The sequence below is a fragment of the Streptomyces sp. NPDC006265 genome, assembly GCF_040613555.1.
GTDB lineage: Bacteria > Actinomycetota > Actinomycetes > Streptomycetales > Streptomycetaceae > Streptomyces.
In genome coordinates this window covers 1-6,547 of record NZ_JBEXSH010000507.1, presented here as the reverse complement: position 1 = coordinate 6,547, position 6,547 = coordinate 1, and the positions used below count along the sequence as shown (strand labels likewise).

The following is a 6,547-nucleotide window of genomic DNA, read 5'->3' as shown; positions in this document are numbered from 1 at the left end:
ACCCAGCCGAGGGTGCGGCCTGTGGGCGCCGACTCGGGCTGGTCGCCGAGGAGTTCGGCGTACGGCCGGAAGCCCTGGACCGCGCCTACGGCGTACCGGTGGGTGGCCGGGAGGCCGGCCTCGTCGGCGGCGTGGCGGGCCGCGTCGGCGAAGCGCTGGTGGGCGAGGAGCACCTTGGCGCCGGAGTCGGAGACGATCCAGGCGATCTCCGGCCCGACCAGATGGTGGTTGACGGGGACGAGGTAGAACCCGGCCTGGCTGGCGGCGAGATACGCGGTGAGGAACTCGACGCCGTTGGGCAGGACCACCGCGAAGGTGTCGCCGCGTTCAAGACCGGCCGCGCGCAGTCCGTGCACGAGCCGGTTCGCGGCGGCGTGCAGGCGTCCTGCGGTCCACTCCTCGCCGTCGGGTGCGACGAGCACCTTCCGGTCGGGGTGCTGTGCGGCCTGGGCCCAGAAGCCCACGGGGGGTGTGCTCACGACTGTCCGCTCCTTCCGGCGATGCGGTTGACGCGGTCCACGGCCTGCTCGAAGCCGCGGGTGAGGTCGTCGAAGACGGCCTGGACGCTGCGTTCGCTGTTCATCCGGCCGACGATCTGGCCGACCGGGGTGCCGAGCAACGGGTCGACCTCGTACTTCTGGATACGCGACACGGCCTCGGCGACCAGCAGCCCCTGCAGTGGCATGGGCAGGGTGCCGGGCCCGGCCGGGTCGTCCCAGGCGTCGGTCCACTCGGTGCGCAACTGGCGTGCCGGTTTGCCGGTCAGGGCGCGGGAGCGGACGGTGTCGCCGGAGCCGGCCGCGAGGAGTTTGCGGGTCAGGGCGGGCGAGTGGAGGTCGGCTTCCGTGGTGGTCAGCCACAGGGAGCCGAGCCACACGCCTTGAGCGCCGAGGGTGAGCGCGGCGGCCACCTGCTGTCCGCTGCCGATGCCGCCGGCGGCCAGGACGGGCATCGGGGCGACGGCGTCGACGACTTCGGGGGTGAGCACCATCGAGGCGATCTCGCCCGTGTGGCCGCCCGCCTCGTAGCCCTGCGCCACGACGATGTCGATCCCGGCGTCCCGGTGCTTGCGGGCGTGCCGGGCGCTGCCCGCGAGTGCGGCGACGAGGACGTCCTGGTCGTGGGCGCGGGCGATGACGTCGGCGGGCGGGGAGCCGAGGGCGTTGGCGAGGAGCCGGATCGGGTAGTCGAAGGCGACGTCGAGCTGGCTGCGGGCGACCTGCTCCATCCAGCCGGTGATGCGCCAGCCGGCCGCCTCGCCCTCCGCGAGCTCGGGCACGCCGTGCTGGGCGAGGGTGTCCCGGACGAACTGCCGGTGCCCCTCGGGGATCATCGCCTCGACGTCGGCTTCCGTCACGCCCTCGACCTTCTTCGCCGGCATCACGACGTCCAGGCCGTAGGGCCGGCCGTCGACGTGTGCCTCGATCCAGTCGAGGTCGCGTTTGAGCTCGTCGGGGGCGGTGTAGCGGACCGCGCCGAGCACGCCGAAGCCGCCGGCCCGGCTGATGGCCGCGGCGACGGCGGGGAACGGCGTGAAGCCGAAGACGGCGTGCTCGATTCCCAGGGTCTGGCTCAGCTCCGTCTGCATGGGCGCAGGATGCCGGAGTCCTCCGGAGGACGGAAGGGGTTTCCTGATGCTCCGTCAGATTCAGGACGCGGTTGGTTCGTGCGTGCGGTCTATGTGCGCAGGCGGGCGGCGGACATACTTCATGGGACATGCGAGACGGCAGAGGCGAAGGGGTACGCGGTGACCGACAGACCGGCGAGCGGCGAACCGACCCGGCGTCAACTGGGCAGAGCGGGCCTGGCCCTGGGCGGTGCGCTCGCCCTCGCCCCGTGGCCCGCCGGGCCGGCCGGAGCGGCCCCGGCGGCGACCGGCCACCGCCCCACCCTGCGGCACGGCTCCGCCGCACGCGCCGGACTGCTCTCCTCCCACCTGCGCCGACTGGTCACCGACGCGGAGGCGTTCCTCGGCCCCTCCCCCGAGCATCCCTGGTACGCGGGCGCCGTCCTGCTCGCCGGACGCGGCGGCACGGTCGCCCTGCACCGGCCCATCGGCATGGCGGTGCGCTACCGGGCCTACGACGAGAAGACCGACACCGGCGTCGAGTTCCCGCCCGGCGAGCAGATCCCGATGGCCGAGGACACCGTCTTCGACCTGGCGTCGGTGTCGAAGCTGTTCACCTCGATCCTCGCCGTGCAGCAGATCGAGCGGGGCGCGCTGGAGCTGGAGGCGAAGGTCGCCTCGTATCTGCCGGACTTCGCACGCGCGGGCAAGCAGGACATCACGATCCGTCAGCTTCTCACCCACACCTCGGGGTTCCGGGCCTGGATCCCGCTGTACAGCGCGCCCACCCATGAGGAGAAGCTCCAGCTCATCTGGAACGAGGCGCCGGTCAGCGCGCCCGGCACGGCGTACCTGTACTCGGACCTGAACCTCATCTCGCTCCAGCTCGTGCTGGAGCGGATCACGGGCCGCGCCCTGGACATCCTGCTCCGCGACGAGATCACCGCACCGCTCGGGCTGCGCCGCACCCGCTACAACCCGCCCGCCTCCTGGCGGCCGAAGATCGCGGCCACGGAGGACGCGCGCGCCCCGTGGTCCGGCCTGGACCGCGGCCTGGTGTGGGGCGAGGTGCACGACGAGAACGCCTTCGGCCTGGGGGGCGTCGCGGGCCACGCGGGTGTGTTCTCCGACGCCTGGGACCTGGCGGTCCTCGGCCGTACGCTGCTCAACGGCGGTGTCTACGGGCGGTCCAGGATCCTGACGCCGGAGTCGGTGGAGCTGATGTTCACCGACTTCAACACCGCCTTCCCCAAAGACGAGCACGGCCTCGGCTTCGAGCTCTACCAGCACTGGTACATGGGGGCGATGGCCACGCCGCGCACCGCCGGGCACACCGGTTTCACGGGCACCTCGCTGGTGCTCGACCCGACGACGGACTCGTTCCTGGTCGTCCTCGGCAACTCGGTCCATCCGGTGCGGAGTTGGCGGTCCGGGTCGGCGCCCAGGGTGGCCGCGGCGAACACCATGGCTCGGGCCGTGCCGGTACGGCCGGCGTGGGGGCGCACGGCCTGGTTCTCCGGGATGGCGGTCTCCACGACGGCGACCCTCTCGCTCCCCGCGCTCGACACATCGGCCGGCCGGGCGCGGCTGCGCTGTGCGCTGTGGTGGGACACCGAACCCACGGCCGACCTCCTGGTCCTGGAGGTCACGACCGACGGCGGCACGACCTGGCAGCCGGTGCCCTTCACGACGTCCCGCCGCGGCCAGGACCCCGAGCAGCACCCGTCGGGCTCGGTCACCGGCTGGTCCGGCCGCGTCTGGCACCAGCTCACCGCCGGCCTCCCGGCCGCGCGGGAGCTCGCACTGCGCTGGCGCTACGCGACGGACCGGCGGTACGTCGGACGCGGCTGCTACGTGGGCGGACTGCGTGTCCAGGCGGCCGGGGGCGTCCTGTTCGACGAGGCGCGCCCGGCGGACGCGGCGCGCCTGAAGGCGGTGGGGTGGACGCGAGAGGCCGACTGAGGAGGAACGTATCGAGGCGGCCATCCGATGACAGGGTCACTCGGGGGTGCTCTCCAGCACCGCCATCGCCGCGTTGTGCCCCGGCACCCCGCTGACCCCGCCCCCGCGCACCGCGCCCGCCCCGCACAGCAGCACGTTCGCGTGCCCGGTCTCCACGCCCCAGCGTCCGGTGCTCTCCTGGGCGTGGGGCCAGCTCAGCTCACGGTGGAAGATGTTGCCGCCGGGCAGGCCGAGGTCCCGCTCCAGGTCGAGCGGGGTCCTGGCCTCGATGCAGGGGTGTCCGTCGGCGTCGGTGGCCAGGCAGTCGGCGAGGGGTTCGGCCAGGTGGGCGTCGAGCTGGGCGAGGGCCGACTTCAGCAGGTCCTCGCGCACGGCGTCGTTGTCCCGCTCGAACAGCCGGGCCGGAGTGTGCAGACCGAAGAGGGTGAGCGTCTGGTAGCCCTCCTCGGCCAGGCCGGGGCCGAGGATGGTCGGGTCGGTGAGCGAGTGGCAGTAGATCTCGGAGGGCGGCGTGGTCGGCAGGTGGCCGGCGGCGGCCTGGGCGTGGGCGGCGGCCAGTTGCTCGTAGCCCTCGGCGATGTGGAAGGTGCCGGCGAAGGCCTCGCGCGGGTCGACGGAGCTGTCGCGCAGCCGCGGCAGCCGCTTGAGCAGCATGTTGACCTTGAGCTGTGCGCCCTCGGCGGGTGCCGGGGCACGGTCGCCGGTCAGCTCCGCCAGGGCCTGGGGTGAGGCGTTCACCAGGACGTGCCGGGCGGCCACGGTGCCTTCGCCGTCGGCCGTGCGATAGGTGACCTCGGCGGTTCGGCCGTCCGTGGCGATGCGCAGCGCCTCGTGGCCCGTGGCGAGGACGGCACCCGCCGCGCGGGCCGTGCCGGCGAGGGCGTCGGTGAGGGCTCCCATGCCGCCGACGGGCACGTCCCAGTCGCCGGTGCCGCCGCCGATCACGTGGTAGAGGAAGCAGCGGTTCTGCTTCAGGGTGGGGTCGTGCGCGTCGGCGAAGGTGCCGATCAGAGCGTCGGTGAGGACGACGCCGCGCACCAGGTCGTCCTCGAAGCGCTCCTCCACGGCGACGCCGATCGGTTCCTCGAACAGCACCCGCCAGGCTTCCTCGTCGTCGAGGCGGCGGCGCAGCCCCTCGCGGGTGGGCAGCGGCTCCGTGAGGGTCGGGAAGATCCGCTGGGCGACGCGGCCGGTCATGCCGTAGAACTCCTGCCAGGCCCGGAACTCGCGGTCGGAGCCGGTGAGCCGGGCGAACGCCTCCCGGGTGCGCCGTTCGCCGCCGCCGACGAGGAGTCCGGTGGGCCGGCCGTCGCGCTCGGCGGGTGTGTAGGAGGAGACGGTGCGGGTGCGCACCCGGAAGTCCAGGTCGAGGTCCCGGACGATCTTCTTGGGCAGCAGACTGACCAGGTACGAGTATCGGGACAGCCGCGCGTCGACCCCGGCGAAGGGCCGGGTGGACACCGCCGCGCCGCCCGTGTGGTCCAGCCGCTCCAGGACGAGCACGGAGCGGCCTGCCCGGGCCAGATAGGCGGCGGCGACCAGGCCGTTGTGGCCGCCGCCCACGATGACGGCGTCGTAGGTCCGGTGTGCGCGGGGTCCCTCGGGTGCGGTCATGGTTCTTGGTAACACGGGGTGATCCGGGTCGGCCAGACGGCACCTGCCCGCTCGGTCGGGGGTCAGCGCCCCGCCGCGGCCCGCTGCTCTCGCAGGGCCGCGACTCTTCGGTACAGGGCCACGGCCTCGGCGCCGCGGCCGAGCTGTTCCAGGCAGTGGGCCTCGTCGTTGCGGCTGGCGAGGGTGTCGGGGTGGTCGGCGCCGAGGACGCCTTCGCGGGCGGCGGCCACGCGCCGGTACTCGGTGAGCGCGTCGGCCCAGCGGCCCAGCCAGCCGAGACCGACGGCGACCTCGCGGCGGCTGACGAGGGTGTCCGGGTGCTCGGGGCCGAGGACCCGCTCGCGGAGGGCGGCCACCTCACGGGATTCGGCGAGGGCCTCCTCCCAGCGACCGAGCCGCCCGAGGTTGACGCAGCGGCCGTGGCGGGCGCGCAGGGTCTCGGGGTGGGTGGGGCCCTGGCTGCGGGTGCGGTCCCCGGCCAGGACGCGGTAGAGGTCCAGGGCCTCCGCGCTGCGGCCGAGGCGGCCCAGGCTGATGCCGATCTCGTGCCGGGCGGCGAGGGTGTCGGGGTGGTCGGGGCCGAGGGCGCGACCGCGGGCCTCGGCGACCTCGCGGTAGGTCTCCAGGGCTTCCGTCCACCGGCCCAACTGACCAAGGGCATAGGCGACTTCGTAGCGGGTGACCAGCGTGTCGGGGTGGTCCGGGCCGAGCACCCGGGCGCGGGCCCGGGCCACCTCGCGGGCCATGCGGTACGAGTCCTCCAGGCGGCCTAGGCGGCTGAGGTTGAAGGCGAGGTTGTGGCGGCAGCGCAGGGTGTCGGGGTGGTCGGGGCCCATGAGGTGCTCGCGGGCGGTGAGCACCGAGGTGTAGACGCGGTGGGCGTCGAAGGCGCGGCCCAGCTGGCCGAGCACGTAGGCCATCTCCTGGCGGGCCGCCAGGGTGTCCGGGTGATCGGCGCCGAGCGTGCGGATCCTGGCCTCCGTGACGTGCTTGTAGGCGCGCAGGGCGTCCGCGGCGCGGCCGGTGCGGCTGAGGGTGAAGGCGACCTCGTAGCGGCTGGAGAGGGTGTCGGGGTGGTCGGGGCCGAGGAGGTGCTCGCGTTCGGCGGCGACCCCACGGTGCACCTCGCCCGCCTCCGTCCAGCGGCCGAGCCGGCCGAGGCTCAGGCCCGCGTTGTGCCGGCCGGCCAGGGCCGTAAGGACCTCCGTGGGCGGGGCGGGCCGCTCCGCGGGGACGGGTTCCGCGACGACCGGACCGGTGGCGGGCCGTGCGATCCACTCGCCGGACAGTCCGGCTGCCGGGTCCGGGGGCTCCCGCCTCCAGGGCCATCATGGCCTGGACATCGGCCGAATCCGGCTTCAGCGGAACCTTGGCCTCGCGCACCAGGTCGACGGAGAGGGTCAG

4 protein-coding genes and 1 pseudogene are annotated in these 6,547 nt (G+C 74.0%); 1 reads left to right on the top strand and 4 read right to left on the bottom strand.

Features of this window, described 5'->3' with window-relative positions; all coding sequences use genetic code 11:
• Together ABZ281_RS32040 and ABZ281_RS32035 are read right to left on the bottom strand one after the other, a co-directional pair.
• Window positions 1-479 (bottom strand): AMP-binding protein (locus tag ABZ281_RS32040; protein WP_356661183.1); only part of this gene is annotated, 479 nt, incomplete at its 3' end.
• Window positions 476-1,588: a nitronate monooxygenase family protein gene (locus ABZ281_RS32035; protein ID WP_356661181.1), complete on the bottom strand. Its 1,113-nt coding sequence runs from the start codon at window positions 1,586-1,588 to the stop codon at window positions 476-478. The genes ABZ281_RS32040 and ABZ281_RS32035, both read right to left, overlap by 4 nt.
• 159 nt (window positions 1,589-1,747) lie before the next feature.
• Here ABZ281_RS32035 and ABZ281_RS32030 point away from each other — a divergent pair, with 159 nt between their 5' ends.
• A complete protein-coding gene (locus tag ABZ281_RS32030) occupies window positions 1,748-3,529 on the top strand; it encodes a serine hydrolase (RefSeq protein WP_356661179.1) in 1,782 nt (593 codons plus the stop codon).
• A 36-nt stretch (window positions 3,530-3,565) separates the two neighbouring features.
• Here ABZ281_RS32030 and ABZ281_RS32025 read toward each other — a convergent pair whose 3' ends face one another.
• Together ABZ281_RS32025 and ABZ281_RS32020 are read right to left on the bottom strand one after the other, a co-directional pair.
• Window positions 3,566-5,143, bottom strand: coding sequence for an NAD(P)/FAD-dependent oxidoreductase (locus tag ABZ281_RS32025; protein WP_356661177.1), 1,578 nt, complete (start codon window positions 5,141-5,143; stop codon window positions 3,566-3,568).
• 62 nt (window positions 5,144-5,205) lie between these two features.
• A pseudogene (locus ABZ281_RS32020) lies at window positions 5,206-6,453 on the bottom strand (tetratricopeptide repeat protein); the annotation flags it as partial.
• Window positions 6,454-6,547: the final 94 nt, after the last annotated feature.

What these genes read in the sequence shown, in the direction of transcription:
- ABZ281_RS32035 (WP_356661181.1), bottom strand. Translation starts at nt 1,588, where the DNA reads ATGCAGACGGAGCTGAGCCAGACCCTGGGAATCGAGCACGCCGTCTTC.
- ABZ281_RS32025 (WP_356661177.1), bottom strand. Translation starts at nt 5,143, where the DNA reads ATGACCGCACCCGAGGGACCCCGCGCACACCGGACCTACGACGCCGTC.